Genomic DNA, 21,582 nt, shown 5'->3' on the forward strand with positions numbered 1-21,582 from the left:
GGAATATATTTCACAAAAAAAATTATATTTCCTGACATGAATAAAGTCTTCGGGTGCGTTCTGTTGTTTACCGCCGTAGCATGCTTTGCTACGGAGAGCCTGCATCCGATTGCTACTCCTGCAACGATCTTTGGTGTTCAAGGGACGGTCGAATTAGACGACGATATTTACAGCGGCGATATGGAAGTCTCGGCTGAATATGCTGTGCACCCGCGCCTAAGCCTTTATGTTGACGGCGCATTCCGCTTTTTGAGTTACAGCTACGAGTATTCCACCGAAGGCTACATTCACAATTACTGCAACCTGCACGTGAACGGCTTTAACGAGACATACATTGGAGCAAAAGGCATGATTCTCCCCTATTTGGGCTTGAATCTCGGTTGGCAATTCCCGCCCGGCGAAGGTTCACAAAAGAACCGCTTCCACCGCCTGAACATAGAGCCATTTAGCTTGCTGCAGATTTCCAAAAATCTAACCGTTGGCACCGCGATTCGCTACAACACCTTCCTCGAAGACAAAAAATACAAGCCTGGCGACGAAATCGGGTTCAAGGCCTCCCTTGTGTGGAAACCCGGCTGGAACGATTCTTTAAACACAGGCTGGGAACTCAGCGAAACCTTCTTGTATCAGGCCAGAATCGAAGAATCCGAAAACAGGAACCTCGACAAGCCCTATCGCGGCATGAAAGACACGTATCGCGGCATGAAAATGAAATTCGAGGCCATGCGTTACTTTAAAATTGTTAGTATTCCTATTGGATTCGGGCTGAACTACGAAATTCACGAAGGAACGCTATACGGCTTTGAAACAGGCCACCGAATCGGAATCAAAGCAAAAATTCAATAGGGAACTGATGAAAACTAAAATCATATCACTCATCCTGATTCTGTTTTTCGCGGCCACCACGTTCGCCCATGAAACGGAAAACAACACTGAACTTCCCAGCAAGGAATCGACGGCTGACACAACAACCCTCGTAAACAAAGATGGGACGCCTTTTAAACGCCACACCATAAGCGTCGGCTACGGCATTCTTACCCTTTCGGACTTTTATGGAATGCTTGGTTCTGTAATCGTCAGCATGTTCGACGGAGATGACCCCTTTGGAACCCTGGGCGCTCTATCCATCGATTATGGTTACAAGATCGGAGAATTTTTTGAAACGGGTCTTGTATTCAACTATGCCGAACCGATTAAAAATACGCCCCTTTACACGATTATGCCTAGGGCAAAAATGAATTTCAATTCAACCGGATTCTTCAACCCGTTCATGGAAGTGGACTTGGGCGTATCCTTCAACGGAGACGGAGTGATTCCCATGTTTCAACTAACACTGCTTGGCTTTGAAATGGGAACGACCATCCCCGTAATAATCAACATCCTAAGCTTTGGCCAGCGAGGCATGTTCTACGGATCTATCGGATTTAAATTCTAGCTACAAATCAAGCGAAGAAATTGAAACTTGTCTTTTTGAGTTCTCTTAGGGAATTCAGAACGGCAAAATCAGGGTTGCCAATCGATTCGGCAGCCTCTTTAATATAGCTTTCCAGTTCCTCGGCTGACTGGGCATGCATCATGGCGTACAGCGTGTACGGGAAACCTTCAAAAGCAGGACGATTGTAGCAATGCGAAATGTAAGGCTTGCTTGCGAGAATTGCCCCAGCAGGATTAACCGAGTTCCTGTCTACTGACCACTGTCTACAGTCTACTGTTTCCGCAAAGCAGACCATCGCATTAAAAGCAAAACCAGCCTCTTGATGTCTAAGAATCGCCCCGAAACGGCGCATCCGTCTTAACGCCAAGTCCTCGCGTAGTTCGTCACAAGAAACGTTCCAATCCTTGAACGGGGTGAGGGTGTGAGGAATATCGGTGCAGGCGATACGGATTCGGGTGCGGTCCGAATCCGATAAAATGCGGACTGGAGATTGCTTCGCCTTCGGCTCGCAATGACGTTTTTCGTCACCAATTCTGTTTGCTGGTGCGCCAGCACCCCCCATCACCGTGTTAATCTTGAACTTCTCGGTCGCATTTAGGATATGGACATCGTGCAGTTCCGTATTCGCACAAACTTCATCGACAATCTTTTGAATCTCCGCTTCGGATTGGGCCATGACCGTAAACCACACGTTGTATTCGTGGCTGCGCACGTAATTGTGGGTAATGGCAGGAATCACATTAACAACGGCAGCAAATTTTTCTAGAGCAGAATCGTCAGCAGCGCCGGAAACGGTTGACGGCACCTTGCCTGCACACAGGCGCGAAATAAAACCGAGCGCCTTGGAATCATAAACTCCCCCAATACGGCGGATTATACCCGACTGGCGCAAATTCTCGACCGCGGCAAAAACGCTCTGTTCGTCGGAGCCAAGCTGCTCCGCCAACACCAGATACGGGCGCTCTTCCAGCGGGAAGGCATCCTGGATGATAGCGAGAAGATGCTGTTCAAGTTCAGTCATACGAATGTGAAATGTGCGATGAGTGATGTGAAATGATCAATTACTCATTCCACATTACACATTTGAAATTTCTTCGTCGGTCAGGTAGCAGGCCGGATCCTGTTCCCAGAAATCTCCGGTCACGGCCTCGGCGCGGGTGCGGAAGTTGCCATTACACAGGTTCAGGTAGGCGCACTTGGGGCAGCGTCCCTTCAGAATCGGCTTACGGTTCTTGAGGCCCGCCATAATCGGGTTCGATTCGTCACTCCAGATTTCGCCGAAATTACGTTCGCGTACGTTGCCAAGTGTAATATACTGCGTAAACTGGTCGGGGTGAACGTTTCCGATGCTATCGACGTTACCGAAGGCCATACCGCTACGGTTACCACCATTGCGCCGGATGAGTTCCAGCACCTTCTCGGCACGGGCAGGATCTTCGCGCTGCATACGGCGATACAGGTAAATGGCATCGGCGTGGTTATCTACAGTCAAGATTTCCTTATTGATTCCGCGCTTCTTGAAGTCGAGCGTACGGTCAATAATCAAGTCCATTACCTTGCGGCTTTCATCGTGATTCAAGTCGTTTTGAACCATGGCAGAGCCGCGACCGCTGTAAACCAGGTGATAGAAGCAAACGCGGTCAATATTTTCAGCTTCGAGCAAGTCGAAAATAGCGTTCAAGTCTTGCATGTTGTAGCGCGTAATCGTAAAACGCAGGCCCACCTTCTGGCCAGTTGCCACACAATTGCGGATACCGCGAAGAGCGAGTTTGTAAGCGCCTTCCTTGCCGCGGAATTTATCATGAGTCGCTTCGCAGCCGTCCAAGCTGATGCCCACGTAGCCCACACCCATGTCCTTGAGTTTCTTTGCAACATCGGGCGTAATGCAGGTACCGTTCGTGCTGATTGTCGGGCGAATGCCTTTAGAGGCTGCATAATTTGCCAATTCAAAAAAGTCCGGGCGCAAAAGCGGTTCACCGCCGCTAAAGAGAATCACCGGAACCTTGAAATCGGACAACTGATCAATTAAAGCCAAGCCTTCTTCGTGGGTCAGTTCGTTCTGGTACTTAATGGCCTCGGATCGAGCATAGCAGTGCACGCAACTCAGGTTGCAAGTCTTGGTGCAATTCCACACCACCACAGGGCCACGGCCCGGCGCAACGCCGTTCTTGCATTCATGGGCCTTAGGTTCGTAACGCAGCTGATCCCCGTAATTCGGGGTATCCATCAAGAGCTTGGTAATACTGATCATGGGTCCAAAGATAGAAAAATAACCCCGGAGCCCGAGGTTATTTAAAGGTTACGCATGAAGCCCTAGATTAAAGCTTCACAGAATCCTTAGAGATGAACTTCTTGATTTTCTTGTCGCCCATCCAGAGCTTCTTGTGGCTCTGCAAATCGGTGAGTTCGAGGTCCACCTGGTAGAAGATAACGGACTGGCCACCTTCCTGGTCCACGATGGTATTGATGGTACCGGTCAGCATCCAGTCAGCACCGGTTTCCTGGTGAAGTTCCTTGGCGGTTTCTTCGGTAGCGTTACCCTGCTGGTCTGCAACTTCAGAGCGAAGTTCGGCACGTTCGGCAGAGTTGGCGACGAAGTCAGCTGCACCGGAATTCAAGAGGGCACGTTCCATGTCCTTGATAAAGGTTTCGACGCTGATGTGTTCGTGGCTCTTGTTGCGAACCTTACCGATCACGACAGTCGGGGTACGGCCCATTTCGCCGATAATCTTTTCGATCTTCGGGCTCTGCAAGCAGCTGAGAATCATTTCGTCGGCCACCAAGCGGGAGTCGGTGTCATTCCACTTACCCGAAAGGTCCGTTGTAGAATTAGTGTCGATACGAGTGACAGTCTTGCCACCGCTGCTGCAAGCGACCATGCAGAGGCTGCAACCGAGAGCGAGAATAGCAAACAATTTACGCATTAGATTTCTCCTTGAAAATTTTTTACAAATGTACAATCTTTCTTTTTATTTGTCTATAAAAGAATCGCAACTTTAAAAATAAAGAAGACGAACCGACAAATTCGCTAGACAGAATAAAAAATACCGCAGAGCGAAATCTGCGGTACTTTTAAATTGTCGAAGAAAATCCGGAATTACTTTTCAGCGAATTTCTTAGAGGCAGCCTTGACCTTCGGGTCGTTCTGGGCATCCTTGATCTTCTGCTTGATACCGTCTTCAATCTGCTTCTTGAGCTTGGCGGCGAGGGCGGGGAAACGTTCTTCCAGGGAATCGCTAAAGACAGCCGGTTTCTTGGGAGCGGGAGCACCCTTACGCTTGGCGTTCAGGGGGCGCTTCTTCTTGGCCGGGGCCTTCTTTTCTTGGGATTTTGTTTCCTGAGGCTTGACTTCTTCTGTGGATTTGACTTCAGTTTCTTCTGACATAATAGACCTCTTGGAAATATTGTTAATTTGACGGCGCAAAAATAGTAAAAATTTCGCCTGTTCCTAGGTTTTGCAATTAAAAATTATGCTTTTTTAAGCTAAAAAAGGCGATTTTAGACTACCACTAGCCGTTCAATTTCTTGTTTTCGAGCCAATGGGCAAGCACGGTAATGTCGGCGGGGCGGACGCCGGGAATACGGCTAGCCTGGCCGAGCGTCAGCGGCTTGTGGGCATTCAAGCGCTGGCGACTTTCGATACTCACGGCGGTCACCTGCATGTAGTCAAAGTCGACGGGCAGGCGCACGGATTCCATCTTCTTCTGGTCGTCGATTTCGCGGGCCTGCCGGTCGAAGAATCCTGCATAGATTTCTTCGGCATACATGAACCACTGGTCGCGGCGAGTCAGATTCAGGTCCGGCAGCGCGGTCCGGAACAATTGCTCGGGGTCGATTCCCGGACGGCGCAACACATTGATCCAGCGGGTGCGCTCGGTCGAAAGAGCCTGGCCCCCGGCTTCAAGAATCGGGTTTGCCTGGTCGGGTGTTGCAGATTCTTCGGTCATGCGGGTGCGGGCGGTCGCCATCAATTGCTGACGGCGTTTCCAATCGGCATAATCAGAATCCGAAATCATGCCAATCTTGTGGGCGCGTTCCTTGAGGCGAGTTTCGGCGTTATCGCTACGGAGGAACAGCCTGTATTCGGCGCGACTCGTGAACATGCGGTAAGGTTCGTCGAGCAAAATGTTCACCAAATCATCGGCCATCACGCCCAAGTAGCTATCCGAACGGCCTAGAATCAAAGGTTCTTCGCCCTTAATCTTGAGTGCGGCGTTAATACCAGCCAGGAGTCCTTGACCGGCAGCTTCTTCGTAACCGCTTGTGCCGCAAACCTGGCCTGCAAAATAAAGCCCAGGAACCTTCTTGCATTCAAATGTCGGGAAAAGCTGCGTAGCGTCTACAGAATCATATTCCACGGCATAGCCAATCTGCAATACACGGGCGCGCGTGAGCCCAGGAATCGTATGGATGGCTGCAAGCTGAATGTCTGCCGGCAAGCTGGAACTAAAGCCGTTAATATAGACGCGACCGATATCCGCCTGTTCCGGTTCAAGGAACAACTGATGACCGTCGCGGTCGCCAAAGCGGTTAATCTTGTCTTCGATACTCGGGCAGTAGCGCGGGCCCTTGCCGTGAATGCGGCCGCTGAACATGGGACTGTCCTTAAAGCCGCTGCGCAAAATGTCATGCGTCTTCAGGTTCGTGCGCGTAATCCAGCACACGCAGTCATTGCGGACGAATTTGTTCGCAACATCACCCCAAAAGTAATTTGCATCGCGGCCAGGAACGGTTTCTGCCAAATGACGGTCGCTCATGGGCCACGGAGTATCGTCTCCGCGTTGCACGTCGCATTCGTTAAAGTCAATGGAATCGGGGTCCAGGCGGCTCGGCGTACCCGTCTTAAGGCGACGAAGCGCAATTCCTTCGCGGGCAAGGCATTCCGAGAGTTTATCTGCACTGGGCTCGCCCACTCGCCCACCGACGCTCGTTTCAAGCCCGGTAAACATCTTGGAAGCAAGGAAGGTTCCACTCGTAATCACGAGCGAACGGGTAATATAGCGTTCGCCGTTCAGGAGCGTGAGTTCCAGGCGACCGTCGGCCATGCGCGTAAAGGCAGCGAGTTCCCCCTGAATCACCGAAAGCCCCGGAAGGCTTGTAATGACTTCGCGGGCCACTTCGCTGTAGTACTTCATGTCGCACTGGGCACGCGGGCCCCACACGGCCGGCCCCTTGCTCATATTGAGCATGCGGAACTGGATGCCCGCCTTGTCGGTGAGTAGGCCCATCAGGCCACCGAGCGCATCGATATCGCGGACAATCTGACCCTTGGCCACCCCGCCTACGGCCGGGTTACAGCTCATACGACCGATGGCGTTAATATCCATCGTGAGCATGGCTGTTTTTACACCGAGTTTCCAGGCGGCATGGGTCGCTTCAATTCCAGCGTGCCCACCACCGACAACGACTACGTCGTATTCTGCGATTAGAGACATTTCTAGAACTTAGAACTTAGAGCTTAGAGCTTAGAACTTAAATAAAATTCTAAGTTCTAAGAGCAGAGCGGTCTAAGTTCTACCAACTATTTCTTTTCTTCCGTCTTCGGAGCTTCGGGGTTCCATTCAACCTTCTTGCCAGAGACAAGATCAGCGAGGTCCTTCTTGAGCTGTTCCTTTTCGCTTTCGAATGCCGTGTACATCTTGTACGTGCCGTCCGGGTTCACAACGTAGACCTTCGGAACGTAGCCGTCGCTGTAGAGTTCGCCGAACTGGCGGGATTCGTCCCAAACCACGTTGATGGATTCGTCCCACTTGGCATTGTCCATGAACTTGCGGATGCCAACCTTCTGGTTGCCACCGCTTGCCACAGCGAGCGTAATCAAGCCCTTCGGGGCAAATTCCTTAGCCATGGCAAGAACTTCGGGTGCTGCGTGAGCACAGTGACCGCAAGTAGCAGAGAAATACATAACCAGGAGCGGCTTGTTTGCAAACGGTTCGAGGTTTTCGAGGTCTGTAGCAATGGTCTTGTCCACGGCAATCTTGGTGGCCTTAACCTTCAGATTGAACTTCTGCGGCATACCGTTAGCAAGGGTATCGCCACGGAGCGGTGCAATTTCTTCTTTAAGCTTGGCTTCTTCTTCCTGCTGCTTTTTGATGGCAGCAGCACGCAGGTCCTGCAACTTCTGCTGGTAGCGTTGGCCAATGGCATTGAGCGAATCCTGCGGGAGCTGGAGCGTGTAAGTAGAATCAGCAACCTTGGCGGCAGATTCCTTGATACCCAAAATAAAGTAGTCCACGTCGAATTCGGTCTGGAACTGGTTGCCGATACCAATAAACTGGTGGGCAAACTGAAGACCGAGCAGGTAAGAGAACTTGGTGTTGTCCGGAGAATCGGCTGCAATAGTAATAGCGGCACCGGTAGAAGCCGGAGCCTTTGCAATCGGCTGAGCGCGGGCCACGGAATCAATGTAAGCCTTGATTTTTTCGCCATTGCCTTCAGCCATCATAGCGCTGTCCGGGCGAGTTTCTTCGTAACGCTTACGAGCGATTGCAGAGTAGCGCTGGCTAATAGCCTGCAAGGAATCCGGAATCATCTGAGGTTTGAAGTTCGTGTCTTTGCTAGACTTCACATCGTCAAGAACACCCTGGATTACGGCGTCCTGGTAAAGTTCTTCGCCCATCTGGCGCGGAATAATCGTAAAGTTCTGGCCACCGAACTGGGCTCCTAACATGTAGGCGAACTTTTCATCGTCAGTCGAATTAGCGGTAATGGCGGCAGGCCCCTTTTCGATGGGCTTTTCACCACATGCCATAAGACCAAATGCAGCCAATGCCGCAGAACCAAGAGCAATTTTCTTCATGTCCATATTGAATCTCCTTAGAGAAATTTTTTCCGGGGAATAATATAGAAAAAGTAGGAAGTAGGAAGTAGACGGTAGGAAGTGTGGGGCGCGACAACTGCGCAAAGCGAAAGACTCAGTTAAATTCAATTTACCTTAAACAGGAAAAAAACACCTCCGCCGTAGCAGAGGTGATTAATAGGATCGTCAGGATAAAACGGACGAAAGTTTAATCCCAAAATTCCGAATTCTGAAATCCGAAATCTGAATTATTCAGCGAAATATTCCTTCGCCTTCTTCACAACGTCTTCGACCTTGACCATGGAGAATTCCTTTTCGTTACGGAACTTCCATTCGACTTCGCCGTTGGCAAGTCCCTTCTTGCCGATGGCGATACGCACTGGAGAACCCCACAGGTCGGCATCCTTGAACTTCACACCCGGGCGTTCGTCGCGGTCGTCCACCAGCACGTCGATGCCGGCTGCTTCGAGTTCCTTTTCGAACTTCTCGGCGAGTTCCACGAGTTCAGCTTCCTTGCCAATCGGGACGATTTCCACCTGGAACGGAGCGATGGACTTGGGCCAGATCGGTCCGAAGTCATCGTGGCTGTTTTCCACGACGGATGCCATCAAGCGGCCCACGCCGATGCCGTAGCAGCCCATGATGGCCGGAGCGGTGGTCTTTTCGGCGGTGAGGAACTTCGCACCCATGGATTCGGAGAACTTGGTGCCCAGCTTGAAGATGTTGCCCATTTCGATACCGCGGGTCTCGGTGAGGAGCTCGCCGCAGCAGGGGCACTTGCAGACTTCGGATGCTTCGGCGATGTCGGCCACTTCGAACTTCGGGAAGTCGCGCTTCGGGTTGCAATGCTTGAAGTGGAAGCCTTCTTCGTTTGCGCCCGTCACCAGGTCGAAGGAATCGGCAATCGCTTCATCGACAATGATGCGGGTGTCGTGAGCGTTAATCGGGGACGCAAAGCCCGGAACCATGCCGCAGGCCTTGATGAGGCTGTCTTCGGCCGGGTAAAGTTCCTTCGCCTTCAAGAGGTTGTGGAGCTTGATTTCGGAAACGTCGAGGTTGCCCGGAACCACCACCGTGATGAGCTTGCCTTCGAAGTCAAAGAACACGCACTTGGCGGTAGATTCGGCAGGGACGTTCAGGAACTTGGTGAGATCTTCGATGCTTGCGCAGTGCGGAGTTTCGACCTTTTCGAGAGCTGCATTTTCGTCGCCCTTGAACGGCACGCGCTGGAACTTCGCAATTTCGCGGTTGGCCTGGTAGCCGCACTTCTTGCAGAGGATCAAGTAGTCTTCGCCGTTCGGAGTATCGAGCATGAATTCATGAGCGACCTTACCGCCCATAATGCCCGTATCGCTCTGCACCACCACCGGTTCAATGCCCACGCGACGGTAGATGCGCAGGTAGGCGTCGTATTCTTCCTGATAGTGACGGTCCAGGTCTTCCTGGCTGGTGTGGAAACTGTAGGCGTCCTTCATCAGGAATTCGCGGACGCGGATGAGGCCGCCGCGGGCACGGGCTTCGTCACGGTACTTGGTCTTGAACTGGTAGAGCATCACCGGCAGCTGCTTGTAGCTGTTGAGCACGTAGCGCACCAGGTCGGTCATGGCTTCTTCGTGCGTCATGGCGAGCACCATGTTGTGGTTGTTGCGGTCCTTAAAGCGGAGCAGTTCTTCGCCGATGGCCTGGTAACGGCCCGATTCGCTCCAGAGTTCAGCGGTCTGCACCACCGGCAGGTCCACTTCGATACCGCCAATCTTGTTCATTTCTTCGCGGATGATGTTTACAATCTTCTGAATCACGCGGAAACCCATCGGCATCATGGAGTAGATACCGGTAGAAACAGGCTTGATGTAGCCGCCGCGCATCAAAAAGATGTGGCTCGGCATGGTGGCGTCGCTCGGCGTTTCGCGGAGCGTGACGTAAAAGTACTTGGAGAGTTTCATGGTTTTTGCCTTTTAAAATTTTACGGGCTAAATTTAGAAATTAGACGAGAGACGAGAGGCGAGAGACGAGAGAAACCGATAAAAAATCAACCTTTCATCAGCTGTTCCAAATTGTCAATCGTTTTCGGGATATCTTCAGATATATTCCTGAATCCGTCCTTGGTAATCAGCAGGTCGTCTTCGATGCGGATACCGATTTTTTCGCGGTAGGTCTTGCCGGCAATGGTCGCCTTGAATTCGCCGTAGAGCCCCGGCTCGCAAGAAATCAGCATTCCCGGCTTGAGGACTGTATCCAAGGAGCGGGTTCCCGGTTCGCCTTCATGAATCTGTTCGCCAATAAAGTGGCTTACGCCGTGCGGGCGCTTGTCATACAATAGTTTGTACGAACCCTTCGCCCCCTTGACCAAGCGGGTTTCCAGTTCCTGCATAATATAGTCCCAAGGGACCATCCCGATTTCCTTGAGAGATACGCCCGGGCGCACATGCTTCTGGTACTCAACCTGAGAATCAAGCACTATCTGGTACAGCAATTTCTGCAACGGATTGAACTTGCCGTTTACAGGAATGGTGCGGGAAAGATCGCTGTGCAGGCTTCCGATGCGGATACCGAAATCTAACAGCACCAACTCCCCTGCTTTAAGCGGTTCGTCTTTTTTGACATAATGCAAGCAGCAAGCGTTTGCACCACCCGCGACAATCGTCGGGAACGCAAGGTCTCCATCGCTTTGGCGCTGCATCTCATAATCGAGCTTCAGGCCCAATTCACGCTCGGTCTTGAAGGCTCTCATTTCGGCAAGTACCGTGCGGAAGGCGTTATTTGTGACCGCCTGTGCCGCCTCGGCGTCCATAATGCGTTCGGGTTCCAGCGGGAGTCTGAGCGACCAATGCATGGCCGCGGCACTCTTGAGCTTGATGCCGGTTGGCTTTAGTGCCTTGAGCAGCTGGTGCCTGAACCGGTCATTGTGGTCTTCCTTGAACTTTTCAAAGTAGTAGGCGTAAGCGTAGCCCCCCTTCGGAAGCTTTTTCGCTCGGGCAACCACTGTATCCATGAGTTCATCCACCGGACGAACATCCTTAATTCCCGTTACGCGGGCCACCTCGTTATCGCCTTCCAAAAAGCCCAGGCGCTTGCCGTTCCAGAATTCCTTGAACGGGTCCTTGGGCGGCACGAACAAGATTTCTTCGTCGGTCCTGGGGTCGAGAAGCAAGTAGCAACCCGCCTGGTTGATTCCCGTCAGGAACATGAAAGCCGGTTCCTGCACCATTTTATTCCAGATTTGCACGTAGGCTTCTTCTGTTCCGGGGTCCATCGGGATTCCTGCAAAAACGCAGAACGAATCAAGTTCCTTGAGCATGGCCTTGCGGCGTTTTTTATACAAATTCTTGGAATCGTAGAGCGGAGACGAGATAAAAACCTGAGAATAGGGATTAAAATTCGACTTTGAACGCATTTTTAGCCTCTAAATAGGTAAAATTTCGGTATAAATTTACCTTTTTCGCACCACTTTTGCTTTAAATTATATACATTTGAGGCATCACAGACTAGAATGGAGCCTGATTAAATGTCTCTTTTTAAAAATTGGAAATTGATCCTTGCAGCATCAACTGTAGCACTGTTCACCGCTTGCGCCGGCTCTTCCGGTGGTTCTTCTAGCGACGACGATTATGGCGACGATAGCGGTTCTCCGTCCGCTCAGAGATCTGCTCCTAAGGAAAAGATTGACGAAAACAAGCTGAAAAAGACCGAAGACGAAGCTGTCGCCATTACCGAAGAAAACCACAAGCTCCGCAAGGAAATCTTCGAAGCCAAAAACAAGCTCGGTATCTCTACAGCTCCTGCTTCCGAGGAATAATTTATAGCTGACACGTTCTCGATGAACGAATTACGCTATTCATTATCGGACGACCTGAAACGAACGATTTCAGGCGAGAACGAAACGGTTTTCCGCTTATTGGAGAGCCGTTTTTGTGTTGAAATACAGACAAGACTCCCGGGACTCCGCATTATTCCCAAGGAAAACGGCGATACGACGGGGGTCTTTGCTGTACTCGACCAGCTGAAAATGGCGGCCAAGAACGGGAAAGTCCTAACGGCGCGACAACTTGAAAAATTGATCGATCCGGCAGACGCGGCCATCAGCGATTTCAACAACCCGGACACCATCCCTGCCACCCCGATTTTCAGAAACCGCATGGGCGTTTCTGTATTCGCAAAGACAAAAGCGCAGGCCGAACTGGTACGGGCGGTCGAACAGAACGATATCATTTTTGCCAAGGGCCCTGCAGGCACCGGCAAGACATTTCTGGCAGTAACGCTTGCAGTCGCAAGCCTTGAACGGCACGAGGCAGAACGCATTTGCCTGGTCCGCCCGGCAGTCGAAGCCGGCGAATCCCTGGGCTACCTGCCCGGCGACCTCAAAGAAAAAATCGCGCCTTACCTGCGCCCCATTCACGACAGCCTCGCCGAGCTCCTGCCAGTGGAAAGACTCCGCAAGTACGAAGAAACTGGCGCTATCGAAGTCGCCCCGCTCGCCTACATGCGCGGTCGCACCCTCAAGCGCGCCTTCATTATTCTAGACGAAGCGCAGAACACCACGCCCGAACAAATGAAAATGTTCCTCACGCGGCTCGGCCAACACAGCAAAGCCATTATCACAGGCGACGCCACCCAGGTAGACTTGGGCAAGGGCCAAAAGTCGGGCCTCACGCATGCCATGAAGTTGCTCAAGGGCATCCGCGGCATTGCTCAAGTGGAATTCGAAGCCACCGACGTGCTCCGGCACCCGCTCGTCAAAGACATCTTGAAAGCTTATGAAAAGGGGAAGGAATAACTTCCAACCGTCTACTTTTACTGTCTACTAGAGAATATCTATGAAAAAGAAACAGACTAGACTTCACTTTATCATCGGCTGGGTTCTTGTTGTTGCCGCGGCAATTTTCATGTTCCCCGACAAGAACATCGCGCTCCAGTCCGAACGCCCGCACTTGGGCCAGGTGAGTACGCGCACGATTGTCGCCCCCATCAACTTTGAAGTTCCCAAGTCCGAACAGGAAATCGAAGCTGAAAAGACTCGCGCCGCCGAAAAGGTGAACGCCATCTTTGGCTACAACAGCGACGAAACCAACCGCGTCTACGAAGACCTCAAGTCGTTCCTGCACAAGCTCGCCCAGTACGGTTCTCTGCAAATTCAAATCAACCAGCTTACCGCAAGCGGCGAAAGCGACTCCACCCTGCAGTCCAAGGTGGTACAGGCATCACGCATTTACGAAGTCTTGAAGCAGCGTATTTCGACTTCGGCGATTAAGCCCCTGAGCCTTAATTCGAAGGCTCGTGACTCGCTTCTGAACGTATTCAACCGCATGCTCCAGGCCGGTGTTTCGAACACATTCATTGCAAGCACCGAAACGGCCGCACAGCTTTACCGCGATAACTATAACTTGCAAGATTTCAAGTACATCGTTTACACGAAGCCGAACATCACGCTCATCAAGGACAACGAAAAGACGACTGTCGAAGCAAGCAATATCCAGCCGCTCCGTCGCCGTATCGATGAAGCTTTCGCCCAACTCCAGATGAGTTTCCCGAACGAGCAGGGGCTCTTGAGCGCCTTCTACGAAACCTTGTTCGTGTTCATGATGCCGAACGTTTTCTACCTCGAAAAAGAAACCATTGCTAGCCGCGAAGACGCTCGCAAAAAGGTGACGCTCATCAAGGGTATGGTGCCGCGCGGCATGGAAATCGTGGCACAGGGCGCCCCCATCACCAAGGAAATCCTCGAAAAAATTGACGCCCTACAGCGCGCCCAGCAAAAAGAAGAAAACTCCAAGACCTTTACTGCCATTTACGGTAACGCCCTTATCTTCATTTTGATTATCACGTTCTTCTTCTTGTTCCTTTACAACACTCCCTCTAGAGGAATGTTCAAGAATGCCCGCCAGCTTTGGAGTCTTATAGCACTTGCCTTGCTCCAAATTATCGCATTCTGGGTCATGCATCACTTGTCCGGAAGCATCAACAACATCAACATTTCCATTATTCCAGAAAATCTGGACCTCATGTGGATTTACCCGTTCGCCTTTGCCCCGATTACGGCAACCGTACTTTACGACCGACACATCGGCCTTGCATTCACCGTATTTTCGGCCATGATTTTCGGCATCTTGAACGGCTATGATTTAGCCGCCACGACTTGCGCGTTTGCCGTGACCTTTGTCGCAACCGCCCCGATTGCCCGCATGCGCTACAGGGTGCAGTTCGTGTATGGAATTATCGTCGGCGTCGTGGCGATGGCTGCCGCCATCAGCGTGATGTTCCTGCTGCGTAACAGACTTTCGTTCGAAGCTTTCTACCAGAACCTGATTGCCGCAAGCATCAATATCGTGCTTTGCTACGCCCTCACATCAGTTGCTCTCATCCACTTGATGGAACGTATTTTCGGTATCACCACGGTGCTTACGCTCATGGAAATGTCGGACTTTAACCGCCCGGCCCTCAAGCGCATTTCGGAATACGCCCCCGGTACATTCCACCACAGCATTCAGGTGTCCAACCTTGCCGAGCACGTGGCAGACAGCATTGGAGCAAATTCCTTGCTGGTGCGCGTGATGGCGCTTTACCATGACATCGGTAAGACCATGCGCCCCGAATACTTCACCGAAAACCAGAAACAAGGAATCAACCCGCACAACAACATCGACCCGCTCCAGTCTGTCAAAATCATTACTGGGCACGTGGAACAGGGTACGGCCCTTGCCAACGAATACAATATTCCGTCACTGGTAGCCGCAGGCATTCGCGAACACCATGGTTCTTCGATCATCCAGTACTTCTACCACAAGGCGCTCGAAAACGCCAAGGAAACCGGCGAAGAAGTCAAGGTCGAAGATTACAGCTACAAGGGCCCGAAGCCGCAGAGCAAGGAAACAGCAATTCTTATGCTTGCCGACATTATCGAAGCGACCAGCCGCTCCATGACCGACACTAGCCCCGAAGCACTCTCCGCCATGATCCACAAGACCATCGAAAGCCGCTTTACCGAAGGTCAGTTCAACGAATGTAACTTGTCTATTAAGGAACTGTTCAAGCTCGAACGGGCTTTCCTGGATAGTTTGGACGGAACGTACCACACCCGCGTCAAGTACCCTGGACAAAAATAGGACCGCTCGGCCCAATCGCATAAAAAAAGTGCGATTTTTAGGGCAAAATCGGTTGACAAGCGCCATAAACTTTGTATATTTGGCTTCGTAATCTTGAGAAGAGGACTTACTGATGGATAAAAAGAATATCATTCTGATTGCTCTCGGTGTGCTGCTCCTCGTTATCGGTTTCATTTGCCTCGCCACTGGCCCTGCAGACAATCCGGTTTCACTCACGGTTGCACCGCTTATCTTAGTTGCCGCCTACCTCGTGGTCATTCCGCTCGGAATCCTCTGGAAAGGCAAAAAGCAAGACAAGTAAAATTTCGGGCGATTAGCTCAGTTGGTTCAGAGCGTCTGCCTTACAAGCAGAATGTCAGCGGTTCGAATCCGTTATCGCCCACTACCGAAAATCGGAAACGATTTGGGGTGGTAGCTCAATTTTGGTTAGAGCACCGGCCTGTCACGCCGGAGGTTGCGAGTTCAAGCCTCGTCTATCCCGCGAAGAAAGCCTCTCAAAAGAGAGGCTTTTTCGTTTTTTCATTCATTGTCACCCCGGACTTGCCAATAGCCACTTGCAGCATTGCTGCTTAGAGTACCTTGGCATAATACAAACCGAACAAAGTTCGGAGTATTATGAAGCCAAGTTACATCGGTGGCTGTGTTGTCATAACAAATTGGTAGCGGCACTAAAGTGCCGAGCCACACAGAGGATATGGTCCTCGGAACGGGGAATCCGGGGTCTCCTTTTCTCTAATACATCCTGATATAGCGCGGGGTCCTGCGTGCCGGAGCTAGCGTTCTACCCATGGCATCGAACTTGGCCTTCTTGATCAAGGCCGGCGGTTCCACCTTACGAGCCAGCGGAATCACTGTCGTCGAGGTATCACTCGTGTCAGCCACTTCCTCAGAGCTTTCAATCAACTGCCAAATGAAATCGTCGCCGGAGCCCTTCTGGTTTTGCACCACGGTCGTTCCTACCGCTTGCAGATAATGTCCGCTCTTGTAATTCTTGAGGTAGAAAGCATTCGGCGTATTGACCGGAGCGCCCTCAAATACATACCGCTGGTGAGCACCGCCATTATAACCGTAGGTTGCCGCTCTAATGCCAGCCGCTGTGGATTCATTCGGGATATCCACGACGCGGTTCCCGAGCTGAATGTAGTATGTAACCGGGTTATCGCCCACCGAGAAAATCTTCACGAAGGTCGCCGTATCTCTACAATCCATCAATTCCAGAGCGTTGGACGAAGCAATCCCCATGCATTTCTTTGTATCGCCGAGAGACTTGATTCTCCCCTCTTTGAAAAACGCCACCTTGAACAGCTGCTGGTATATGGTCTCAACAAGAATCACGTGGTTGATCAGGTCCTGCTCGGACTTGGCCTCGCTCGCCTGGTTCAGTCCATACGGCCAGATATGCTGACGGTCGCAATGGAGTTCCGCGTTCGGGCCATCCATTTCACGGAGTTTCGACTGAACCTTGTCATTCCTAAAGACACCGTCTACACATGTTGCCGCATATTCCGACGTGGTTCCGACACCCATCGTGTGCGCCATCTCGTGCATGGCTGTGGGCACCACCATGTAGCTACGGTTTTCACCAAAGCGCAAGTCACCGTTACTGCTGGCCTCGGCCGTGGGCACGCCAGGTGCGTAATAGACGTTGATGAACTTCGAGAGGTTCGAATAAGTGTTATACATCTTAACGGCCGAATCCATGACAGTCGTGATGCGCTTATAGGCATCTTGCTCATCGGAAGTCGGATTCGCCGACTTGTGCAAAGTGTATTCAACAGCTGAAAAAGCATTGCCCGCAAGGCAAGCAACCAAAGCAAAAGAACATAATAGTAGGCTAAGAAATTTCATGCAAGCTCCAATCCAAACACGTGTATAAATTTATATACAAAGTTAGGGTAAATCAAGTAAATTTTTAGTTGGAAGATTTAAGTTGGTAGAACTTAGAGATAATCTAAGCACTAAGTTCTAAGCTCTTTGTTCTTTTTTTTGTATATTAAAAAACGAGTTTTAACCCCCAAAAGGAGATTTTAATGAAATCCAGAATGCTCGTTGCGGGAATGGCCATTATAGCCCTTGCTGCACTTTCCGGTTGTGCCGGTGGCGTAAATGCGACCAAGTCGATTGAATTTGCCGACTCCAACAAAACCATTGCACAAGAAGCCAATGTCGAAGCCGCCCAGCTCGAATCTGCCAACATAAAGCTCGATTCCGCAAAGGCCCTGCAGGCCGATGGTGACGAAGAAGAAGCTGCCGCACTTGCCGAACAAAGCACTCTTGAATACAAGCTCGCCATTGCAAACGCCGAACTTGCCGCCGCCAAGAAAGAAGACGAAAAAGTTGAAAAGGAACTGAGGGGCGATGTCGAACGCAAGCTCCTTTACCAGAATATCCTTGACCAGGAAACCAAGAACGGAGGTGCCAAGTAATGAAGACGAGAAATCTTTTAGTCATTAGCGCCATGGCAGCCACATTCTCTTTTGCTGCTGAAGAAGCAGAAGGCCCGAACGCTGTAGAATCTTGCCAGACCGCAATTGATAACGCTGCCAAGAATATTCCGGCCAACGCCACCTCTGCCAAGTACACCCTCGCAGCAGCCAAGGCCAACCTCATTGACCTCGACGCAGCCTACAACGACGACGCCGAATCTGACCAGACCAAGGCTCTTGCCGCCAAGTGCGACACCTACGCAAAGACCATTGCAGCCCAGGCCGAAACCCAAAAAGTTCGCAACAGTACCGCTGAAAAGTGGGAAAAGCGCGCCGCAACGGCCCGTTCTATCGAAGCTATTCAGGAACAGATCAATAAGGCCCGCACCGGTAAGGTGAACGACCTCGAAGCCGAAAAGGCCAAGATGAAGGACCAGGAAGCACGCCTCCAGGCCGAAATGCAGCAGAACCAGGAAAAGTTCCAGGCCGAAGCTGCCGCCCAGGAAGCTGCGTTGAAGGCCGCCAACCAGCGTGAAGCTGACCTCCAGAAGGCTCTCGCCGAAGAACGCGCCAAGGCCGAAGCTCGCCAGCAGGAAGCCATGAACAAGCTGAACGAACTACAGTCCCAGATGATTCAGGTGACCAAGTCCGCCCGTGGCATTATCCTTTCCATGTCGGACATCTTGTTCGCCGTGAACAAGGCTGACCTCAAGGCAGACTTGAAGACGAGCCTTGCCAAGGTGGCCGGTATTCTTTCCGTGTACCAGCAGTTCAACGTGTCCATTGAAGGTAACACCGACAACACCGGTTCCGAAGAACACAACATGAAGCTTTCCCAGCAGCGTGCTGACAACGTGAAGGCATTCCTTGTTGAACAGGGCATTGCCGCCGAACGTCTCACGGCCAAGGGTCTCGGTATGACCATGCCGGTCGCCGACAACTCCACCAAGGAAGGCCGCCAGAAGAACCGCCGCGTGGACCTCGTGATCCAGGACAAGGCTCTTCAGCAGGAAGCGAAGTAATTTCAGATTTCTGATTTCGGAGTTCGGAATTGTTTTTTGGAGGTTAATTCTGAAATCTGAATTCCGAATTCCGATTTTTTTACTAAATTTAGCCCCGTAACTTTTAAACCGGCGGCGCAAGTCGCCAATCAAAACAAGAGGTAAAACAAATGGCAGTTTCTTACAAGGAACTCGGCTTGGTTAACACCAAGGAAATGTTTGCAAAGGCTGTTAAGGGTGGCTATGCTATCCCGGCTTTCAACTTCAACACCATGGAACAGATGCAGGCCATCGTGCAGGCCGCCGTTGAAACCAAGTCTCCGGTGATCATGCAGGTCTCTAAGGGTGCTCGTAACTATGCTAACGGCACCATCCTCCGCTACATGGCTCAGGGTGCTGTTGAATACGCCAAGGAACTCGGCTGCGCAAATCCGCAGATCGTGCTCCACCTCGACCACGGTGACTCTTTCGAACTCTGCAAGGACTGCATCGACAACGGTTTCTCTTCCGTGATGATCGACGGTTCCGCTCTTCCGTACGAAGACAACATCGCCCTCACCAAGAAGGTTGTTGAATACGCTCACCAGCACGACGTGACCGTCGAAGCTGAACTCGGCGTGCTCGCCGGTGTGGAAGACGAAGTCCAGGCTGAAGAATCCCACTACACCAAGCCGGAAGAAGTGATCGACTTCGCTACCCGTACGGGCTGCGACTCCCTCGCTATCTCCATCGGTACCAGCCACGGCGCTTACAAGTTCAAGCCGGAACAGTGCACTCGCGACCCGAAGACTGGCAAGCTCGTTCCGCCTCCCCTGGCATTCGACGTGCTCCACGCCATCGAAAAGAAGCTCCCGGGCTTCCCGATCGTGCTCCACGGTTCTTCTTCCGTGCCGCAGGACGAAGTGGACACCATCAACGCCCACGGTGGCAAGCTCCCGGATGCAGTCGGTATTCCGGAAGAACAGCTCCGCGAAGCTTCTCGCTCTGCTGTCTGCAAGATCAACATCGACTCTGACAGCCGTCTCGCTATGACTGCCGCTATCCGTAAGTATTTCGACGAACATCCGGAACACTTCGACCCGCGCCAGTACCTCAAGCCGGCTCGTGAAAACATGAAGAAGATGTACATGCACAAGATCGTTGACGTTCTTGGTTCCAACGACAAGCTCTAATGAGACCGCTCGGCTCTATCGCAGATTAAAAATGTGATATCGCCTCGCTCTCGCAACCGCCCTCGGTTAACACCCGAGGGCTTTGTTGCTCACGGGCAAACTGTAATCAGTCATCCTGGAGGTCGCGCAGCGACCGATAGGATCCAAGCCAAAAGCTTTAAAGACCGCTAGGCAATCGCCTGGCGGTTTTTACATACCGCCTTTTTGGCCACCGGACGTTCCGCCTGAATTAGCCAAAAACAGGACGAAAAGCAGGGCACTCCCTACAAGAACCAATCCGGTCATGATCAAGACATCGCTTGCTTCAACCGATCCCCCGGCGCCAAAATTTTTGCTGTCGTCAACGATAACGACTTTTTGCGAAGGATTACCGGGGCTTTGTTTTAGCGAAATCCTTGGCTTGTGAAGCATAGACGGACCCGACGCAGCGCACCCTACGGTGCTGACGCACAGGGCAATAGCGAGAAATATTGCAATAACCGTCTTGAACATTTTAGAACAACCTGTTCCTTAAAATATATATATAACCATGCGGTTTTTGTTATAATTAAGGCAAATTAAGGAGAATATTTATGATTCTCAAATCATTATTTCTAGTTTCTGTTGCCGTTTTCGCCTTGAATGAAGCAGCTTCGGCAAATACATGTACGGATGCCGTCTATCAGAACCAATCGCCGATGATGTTCAATCGTGAAAGCTTCGTTCGCGTTGATTCAGTTTATATAAACGATGACAGCAGCTCCTGGAAAGGGAAAAAATATATATACAACAATGGAATTATTGAAAAAGTCCGTGCGGATTTCAAGAATGAAAATCATGCACCTGCCTTTTGGATTTTTTACAATGATACCAACGAGACCGTATTGAAGAACGAAGGGTATGAATACATCGTATCTGGAGAAAAAACACAAGATACCTTATTGTATGATATTAAAACGTATTATAAGGGAAAATTTGAATATACTCAATTAATTAGGATTGCTCCAAATTATTTTGTAAGCTTCCCCATAATTAGGACTGTTCATAACTAGACAAAAGGCAATTCCGCCTGCGTCAAAATGCTACCTTTGGTAGCAAAGGAACAGCCATGAAGAAACTGACTCATTCCGAATCGGAAATCGTCAAAAGCGTAAACGAACTTGAAGCTGGGGTGTCTGCAGATGAAATCTGCAGGCGACTCAACGTTTCCAGAGCCACGCTCTATCAATGGAAACGGAAGTACGGCGGTCTCGAGGTTAGCCAGCTTAAGAAACTGAAGGAACTCGAAGAAGAAAACGCCAAGCTCAAGAAGATGTACGCCAATCTCGCCCTGGATAACGAGATTCTCCGCGAGGTTATCGAAAAAAAACTCTGACGCCCGAGGCCCGCAAGGAAATTGTGGGCGAAATAGCAGAGGACCACGACATCAGCATTACTCGGGCGTGCAGATTGATGGGCATCCACAAGTCATACTTCTACTACGAATCAACCAAGGACGATTCCGAAGTCGAGGCTGCGATACGGCAGAAGGCCGAGGCTGCCAACGACGGCTTCTGGAAAATATTCAGGCTGATTCGCAAGGATGGGCATCCGTGGAACCATAAGAAGGTCCACCGCGTCTACGAGGCGATTCATTTCAACAAGCGAAAGCCGTTGCGCAAACGCTTGCC

At 51.1% G+C, this 21,582-nt stretch carries 21 protein-coding genes, 2 tRNA genes and 1 pseudogene; 14 read left to right on the plus strand and 10 right to left on the minus strand.

All coding sequences use genetic code 11. The features are described 5' to 3' along the window. Positions 1–36: 36 nt before the first annotated feature. Positions 37–846 carry a hypothetical protein gene (locus BUC02_RS14785; protein ID WP_073323846.1) on the plus strand — a complete coding sequence of 270 codons (810 nt, stop codon included), beginning with the start codon at positions 37–39 and terminating at the stop codon, positions 844–846. A gap of 7 nt (positions 847–853) precedes the next feature. After that, on the plus strand, positions 854–1,435 hold the full coding sequence (locus BUC02_RS14790) for a hypothetical protein (RefSeq protein WP_073323848.1): 582 nt from the start codon (positions 854–856) through the stop codon (positions 1,433–1,435). A gap of 7 nt (positions 1,436–1,442) precedes the next feature. Here BUC02_RS14790 and BUC02_RS14795 read toward each other — a convergent pair whose 3' ends face one another. The 8 genes from BUC02_RS14795 to BUC02_RS14830 form a co-directional block, all read right to left on the minus strand. Continuing rightward, a complete protein-coding gene (locus BUC02_RS14795; protein ID WP_073323850.1) occupies positions 1,443–2,456 on the minus strand; it encodes an Lrp/AsnC family transcriptional regulator in 1,014 nt (337 codons plus the stop codon). A 54-nt stretch (positions 2,457–2,510) separates the two neighbouring features. After that, positions 2,511–3,686 (minus strand): putative heme d1 biosynthesis radical SAM protein NirJ1, encoded by a 1,176-nt coding sequence (gene nirJ1, locus BUC02_RS14800; protein WP_073323852.1) that lies wholly within the window; start codon positions 3,684–3,686, stop codon positions 2,511–2,513. Between the two features lie 67 nt (positions 3,687–3,753). Next, positions 3,754–4,359 carry a penicillin-binding protein activator LpoB gene (locus BUC02_RS14805; RefSeq protein WP_073323854.1) on the minus strand — a complete coding sequence of 202 codons (606 nt, stop codon included), beginning with the start codon at positions 4,357–4,359 and terminating at the stop codon, positions 3,754–3,756. Positions 4,360–4,532: 173 nt separating this feature from the next. After that, a complete protein-coding gene (locus tag BUC02_RS14810; RefSeq protein ID WP_073054325.1) occupies positions 4,533–4,820 on the minus strand; it encodes a hypothetical protein in 288 nt (95 codons plus the stop codon). A gap of 124 nt (positions 4,821–4,944) precedes the next feature. After that, positions 4,945–6,870 carry a tRNA uridine-5-carboxymethylaminomethyl(34) synthesis enzyme MnmG gene (gene mnmG / locus BUC02_RS14815; protein ID WP_073323856.1) on the minus strand — a complete coding sequence of 642 codons (1,926 nt, stop codon included), beginning with the start codon at positions 6,868–6,870 and terminating at the stop codon, positions 4,945–4,947. 86 nt (positions 6,871–6,956) lie between these two features. Then, positions 6,957–8,240, minus strand: a complete 1,284-nt coding sequence (locus BUC02_RS14820) for an FKBP-type peptidyl-prolyl cis-trans isomerase N-terminal domain-containing protein (RefSeq protein WP_073323858.1) — start codon at positions 8,238–8,240, stop codon at positions 6,957–6,959. Between the two features lie 242 nt (positions 8,241–8,482). Beyond that, on the minus strand, positions 8,483–10,177 hold the full coding sequence (locus BUC02_RS14825; RefSeq protein ID WP_073323860.1) for a proline--tRNA ligase: 1,695 nt from the start codon (positions 10,175–10,177) through the stop codon (positions 8,483–8,485). Between the two features lie 86 nt (positions 10,178–10,263). After that, a complete protein-coding gene (locus BUC02_RS14830; protein ID WP_073323862.1) occupies positions 10,264–11,628 on the minus strand; it encodes an aminopeptidase P family protein in 1,365 nt (454 codons plus the stop codon). A gap of 111 nt (positions 11,629–11,739) precedes the next feature. On the opposite strand from BUC02_RS14830, the gene BUC02_RS14835 reads away from it, so the two are divergent. From BUC02_RS14835 to BUC02_RS14860, 6 genes are all read left to right on the plus strand, one after another. Beyond that, positions 11,740–12,030 carry a hypothetical protein gene (locus tag BUC02_RS14835; RefSeq protein ID WP_073323864.1) on the plus strand — a complete coding sequence of 97 codons (291 nt, stop codon included), beginning with the start codon at positions 11,740–11,742 and terminating at the stop codon, positions 12,028–12,030. 21 nt (positions 12,031–12,051) lie between these two features. Further along, positions 12,052–13,008: a PhoH family protein gene (locus BUC02_RS14840; protein WP_073323866.1), complete on the plus strand. Its 957-nt coding sequence runs from the start codon at positions 12,052–12,054 to the stop codon at positions 13,006–13,008. Between the two features lie 40 nt (positions 13,009–13,048). After that, positions 13,049–15,334: an HD family phosphohydrolase gene (locus BUC02_RS14845; RefSeq protein ID WP_073323869.1), complete on the plus strand. Its 2,286-nt coding sequence runs from the start codon at positions 13,049–13,051 to the stop codon at positions 15,332–15,334. 112 nt (positions 15,335–15,446) lie between these two features. After that, on the plus strand, positions 15,447–15,635 hold the full coding sequence (locus tag BUC02_RS14850) for a hypothetical protein (protein ID WP_073054315.1): 189 nt from the start codon (positions 15,447–15,449) through the stop codon (positions 15,633–15,635). Positions 15,636–15,641: 6 nt separating this feature from the next. Further along, positions 15,642–15,716 (plus strand) — tRNA-Val (locus BUC02_RS14855). 23 nt (positions 15,717–15,739) lie between these two features. Beyond that, positions 15,740–15,815: transfer RNA gene (locus BUC02_RS14860), tRNA-Asp, on the plus strand. A gap of 251 nt (positions 15,816–16,066) precedes the next feature. On the opposite strand, the gene BUC02_RS14865 is transcribed toward BUC02_RS14860, so the two are convergent. Then, the gene (locus BUC02_RS14865; RefSeq protein WP_083564629.1) at positions 16,067–17,182 is read right to left on the minus strand and encodes an RICIN domain-containing protein; all 1,116 of its coding nucleotides are present in this window, start codon (positions 17,180–17,182) and stop codon (positions 16,067–16,069) included. Between the two features lie 182 nt (positions 17,183–17,364). Here BUC02_RS14865 and BUC02_RS14870 point away from each other — a divergent pair, with 182 nt between their 5' ends. From BUC02_RS14870 to BUC02_RS14880, 3 genes are all read left to right on the plus strand, one after another. Further along, entirely contained in the window at positions 17,365–17,760 is a 396-nt protein-coding gene (locus BUC02_RS14870; RefSeq protein WP_083564630.1) for a DUF4398 domain-containing protein, read from the plus strand. Next, the gene (locus BUC02_RS14875; protein ID WP_254794239.1) at positions 17,760–18,782 is read left to right on the plus strand and encodes an OmpA family protein; all 1,023 of its coding nucleotides are present in this window, start codon (positions 17,760–17,762) and stop codon (positions 18,780–18,782) included. The genes BUC02_RS14870 and BUC02_RS14875 overlap by 1 nt, the downstream gene beginning before the upstream one ends. Before the next feature lie 149 nt (positions 18,783–18,931). Next, complete coding sequence (locus BUC02_RS14880) at positions 18,932–19,933, plus strand: class II fructose-bisphosphate aldolase (RefSeq protein WP_073323875.1); 1,002 nt, start codon at positions 18,932–18,934, stop codon at positions 19,931–19,933. A gap of 189 nt (positions 19,934–20,122) precedes the next feature. Here BUC02_RS14880 and BUC02_RS14885 read toward each other — a convergent pair whose 3' ends face one another. After that, positions 20,123–20,425, minus strand: coding sequence for a hypothetical protein (locus tag BUC02_RS14885; protein ID WP_073323877.1), 303 nt, complete (start codon positions 20,423–20,425; stop codon positions 20,123–20,125). An 80-nt stretch (positions 20,426–20,505) separates the two neighbouring features. Between BUC02_RS14885 and BUC02_RS14890 the strand changes: the two genes are divergently transcribed. The 3 genes and pseudogenes from BUC02_RS14890 to BUC02_RS14900 all read left to right on the plus strand — a co-directional run. After that, positions 20,506–20,964: a hypothetical protein gene (locus BUC02_RS14890; protein WP_073323879.1), complete on the plus strand. Its 459-nt coding sequence runs from the start codon at positions 20,506–20,508 to the stop codon at positions 20,962–20,964. 56 nt (positions 20,965–21,020) lie between these two features. Continuing rightward, a complete protein-coding gene (locus tag BUC02_RS14895) occupies positions 21,021–21,287 on the plus strand; it encodes a transposase (protein WP_073058387.1) in 267 nt (88 codons plus the stop codon). A 23-nt stretch (positions 21,288–21,310) separates the two neighbouring features. Further along, positions 21,311–21,582, plus strand: a pseudogene (locus BUC02_RS14900) (IS3 family transposase); the annotation flags it as partial.

The sequence above is a fragment of the Fibrobacter sp. UWOV1 genome (genome assembly GCF_900142495.1).
Lineage (GTDB): Bacteria > Fibrobacterota > Fibrobacteria > Fibrobacterales > Fibrobacteraceae > Fibrobacter.

Coding starts and splice junctions, on each gene's coding strand:
- BUC02_RS14890 (WP_073323879.1), top strand. CDS start 20,506: ATGATTCTCAAATCATTATTTCTAGTTTCTGTTGCCGTTTTCGCCTTG.
- BUC02_RS14845 (WP_073323869.1), top strand. CDS start 13,049: ATGAAAAAGAAACAGACTAGACTTCACTTTATCATCGGCTGGGTTCTT.
- BUC02_RS14835 (WP_073323864.1), top strand. CDS start 11,740: ATGTCTCTTTTTAAAAATTGGAAATTGATCCTTGCAGCATCAACTGTA.
- BUC02_RS14885 (WP_073323877.1), bottom strand. CDS start 20,425: ATGTTCAAGACGGTTATTGCAATATTTCTCGCTATTGCCCTGTGCGTC.
- BUC02_RS14785 (WP_073323846.1), top strand. CDS start 37: ATGAATAAAGTCTTCGGGTGCGTTCTGTTGTTTACCGCCGTAGCATGC.
- BUC02_RS14870 (WP_083564630.1), top strand. CDS start 17,365: ATGAAATCCAGAATGCTCGTTGCGGGAATGGCCATTATAGCCCTTGCT.
- BUC02_RS14840 (WP_073323866.1), top strand. CDS start 12,052: ATGAACGAATTACGCTATTCATTATCGGACGACCTGAAACGAACGATT.
- BUC02_RS14795 (WP_073323850.1), bottom strand. CDS start 2,456: ATGACTGAACTTGAACAGCATCTTCTCGCTATCATCCAGGATGCCTTC.
- BUC02_RS14875 (WP_254794239.1), top strand. CDS start 17,760: ATGAAGACGAGAAATCTTTTAGTCATTAGCGCCATGGCAGCCACATTC.
- BUC02_RS14810 (WP_073054325.1), bottom strand. CDS start 4,820: ATGTCAGAAGAAACTGAAGTCAAATCCACAGAAGAAGTCAAGCCTCAG.
- BUC02_RS14830 (WP_073323862.1), bottom strand. CDS start 11,628: ATGCGTTCAAAGTCGAATTTTAATCCCTATTCTCAGGTTTTTATCTCG.
- mnmG (WP_073323856.1), bottom strand. CDS start 6,870: ATGTCTCTAATCGCAGAATACGACGTAGTCGTTGTCGGTGGTGGGCAC.
- BUC02_RS14820 (WP_073323858.1), bottom strand. CDS start 8,240: ATGGACATGAAGAAAATTGCTCTTGGTTCTGCGGCATTGGCTGCATTT.
- nirJ1 (WP_073323852.1), bottom strand. CDS start 3,686: ATGATCAGTATTACCAAGCTCTTGATGGATACCCCGAATTACGGGGAT.
- BUC02_RS14865 (WP_083564629.1), bottom strand. CDS start 17,182: ATGAAATTTCTTAGCCTACTATTATGTTCTTTTGCTTTGGTTGCTTGC.
- BUC02_RS14790 (WP_073323848.1), top strand. CDS start 854: ATGAAAACTAAAATCATATCACTCATCCTGATTCTGTTTTTCGCGGCC.
- BUC02_RS14850 (WP_073054315.1), top strand. CDS start 15,447: ATGGATAAAAAGAATATCATTCTGATTGCTCTCGGTGTGCTGCTCCTC.
- BUC02_RS14825 (WP_073323860.1), bottom strand. CDS start 10,177: ATGAAACTCTCCAAGTACTTTTACGTCACGCTCCGCGAAACGCCGAGC.
- BUC02_RS14805 (WP_073323854.1), bottom strand. CDS start 4,359: ATGCGTAAATTGTTTGCTATTCTCGCTCTCGGTTGCAGCCTCTGCATG.
- BUC02_RS14880 (WP_073323875.1), top strand. CDS start 18,932: ATGGCAGTTTCTTACAAGGAACTCGGCTTGGTTAACACCAAGGAAATG.
- BUC02_RS14895 (WP_073058387.1), top strand. CDS start 21,021: ATGAAGAAACTGACTCATTCCGAATCGGAAATCGTCAAAAGCGTAAAC.